This is a genomic window from Rhizobium sp. P2_G2 (genome assembly GCF_056403555.1).
On the sequence record NZ_JBFUFF010000254.1, the window covers coordinates 1 to 1,452 of the forward strand.

The 1,452-nt window shown below is 57.5% G+C and carries 2 protein-coding genes and 1 pseudogene; 1 reads left to right on the forward strand and 2 read right to left on the reverse strand.

Features of this window, described 5'->3' with window-relative positions; all coding sequences use genetic code 11:
* The first annotated feature begins 492 nt into the window (after positions 1-492).
* Positions 493-1,008 carry a hypothetical protein gene (locus AC1D06_RS42545; RefSeq protein ID WP_477991590.1) on the forward strand — a complete coding sequence of 172 codons (516 nt, stop codon included), beginning with the start codon at positions 493-495 and terminating at the stop codon, positions 1,006-1,008.
* Here the strand turns inward: AC1D06_RS42545 and AC1D06_RS42550 are convergent.
* Together AC1D06_RS42550 and AC1D06_RS42555 are read right to left on the reverse strand one after the other, a co-directional pair.
* Positions 920-1,228: pseudogene (locus AC1D06_RS42550) on the reverse strand (DinB/UmuC family translesion DNA polymerase); the annotation flags it as partial. The gene AC1D06_RS42545 and the pseudogene AC1D06_RS42550 overlap by 89 nt on opposite strands.
* 35 nt (positions 1,229-1,263) lie before the next feature.
* A partial coding sequence (locus tag AC1D06_RS42555; RefSeq protein ID WP_477991592.1) for a transposase occupies positions 1,264-1,452 on the reverse strand: 189 nt, incomplete at its 5' end.

Sequence of the window (1,452 nt, forward strand, 5' to 3'; positions counted from 1 at the left end):
GCTATTGGGGCCCCCGGATCGTTATCGGTGTCGCTCCGGGCCCGTGCTATATCAAGAAAATTCGGCACTATCGCCACGGACATCTTGCTTACGTGACCCGCGTGCGCGTCTGCGAGTAACGCCTTTTATGCGGCCCGACCACGCTGGTCGGGCCGCCTCGTCCGGGACCAATATCAGACAACGCTGCGAATTCTACCATTGCCGCGGCCCCGAAACGGCGTCGCCGTCGCTCAGCTCTTCACAACTAAAGACGCTGACACTTTATCCCATACGCGTGAGTTCAAAAACACTGGCGCTCCAAAATGTGTCGCCGCGCCCCCGCGGTCCGAGCGCAAAATATATCGGGATTCCTCACCTTCCAGTCACTTCCGGCATTTCGACATCAACCGAAACAACGCGTTGATCACGATCAAAACGTGCTGGCGGCCGGTCAAATAACTTCAAAAGATAAGAGGAGGTGCAGGGCACTTCCGATCTATGATGGAGCAAGCAATGGGTGGAGTTTCACCGAATGTCAGGCCGGATATCGTTACTGCACGAAGCTCGAAACGGCTGCTGTCGAGCGCCCTGATCGCAGGAATTCTGGCGATTTCTCCAGCTTTAAGCGATGAAATGTGGCGCGTGGATCGCGCTATTGCAGCAGAGAAGGCGCAATCGGCCGACGACCAGGACGCCAATAGCTCGGACGACCAGCAGAGCGATGACGCTGGCAAGGGCAACGAGGTCGAGCCGATCAATCCCGGCGAGGCGATGGTCACGCGCTTTTCGCACACGATCGAGGACGCCGACGAAAAGGGCAAACCGACCCAGGTGATCGATACGAACGGGGTCAGCGCCAGCATCATCGACCTGCGCAATCCCGGAGAGCCGGCCTACGGGCAGCATTGGTTCAACGAGCCGCAGCGGATGTCCGTTAGGCAGTCGCCAGAAGTGCAGATGCCGCGTCGAATACATCAGCCATGTTTGCGAACGGCACTGTGCCGGTCCGACTGCGGGTCGCCTGGGTGAAGTCCGAATATTTGATTTTCACGGTCACGGTCTTGCCGCTGATGCCCTGCGCCTCACAATAGCGCCAGACTTTTTCGGCGAGTGGCCTCRGTTCTGCCATCGCGGGTTCGAGATCATTGATATCCTCGACGAAGGTATCTTCCGCGCCCACCGATTTGCGGACACGATCGGGTCTAACCTGACGCTCGTCAATGCCACGAGCGATGCCGTAGAAATATGGCGGGTCCCTGGTTTCTTAGAGCCCGATTCATAAGTTCATTCGTAGATCCAATATCTTGCGATGCGCCTTGTGAGCATTCGGATTGAAGCGATTTGCGCCCATGCTGTTGAGCTTTCGATGGACTTTTCCCAATCCTTGGCGAGGCGGCGGCAACGCCCGAGCCAAGCAAATGTTCTTTCGACAACCCATCGGCGCGGTAGCAAGACGAAGCCCGCGGCCTTGTC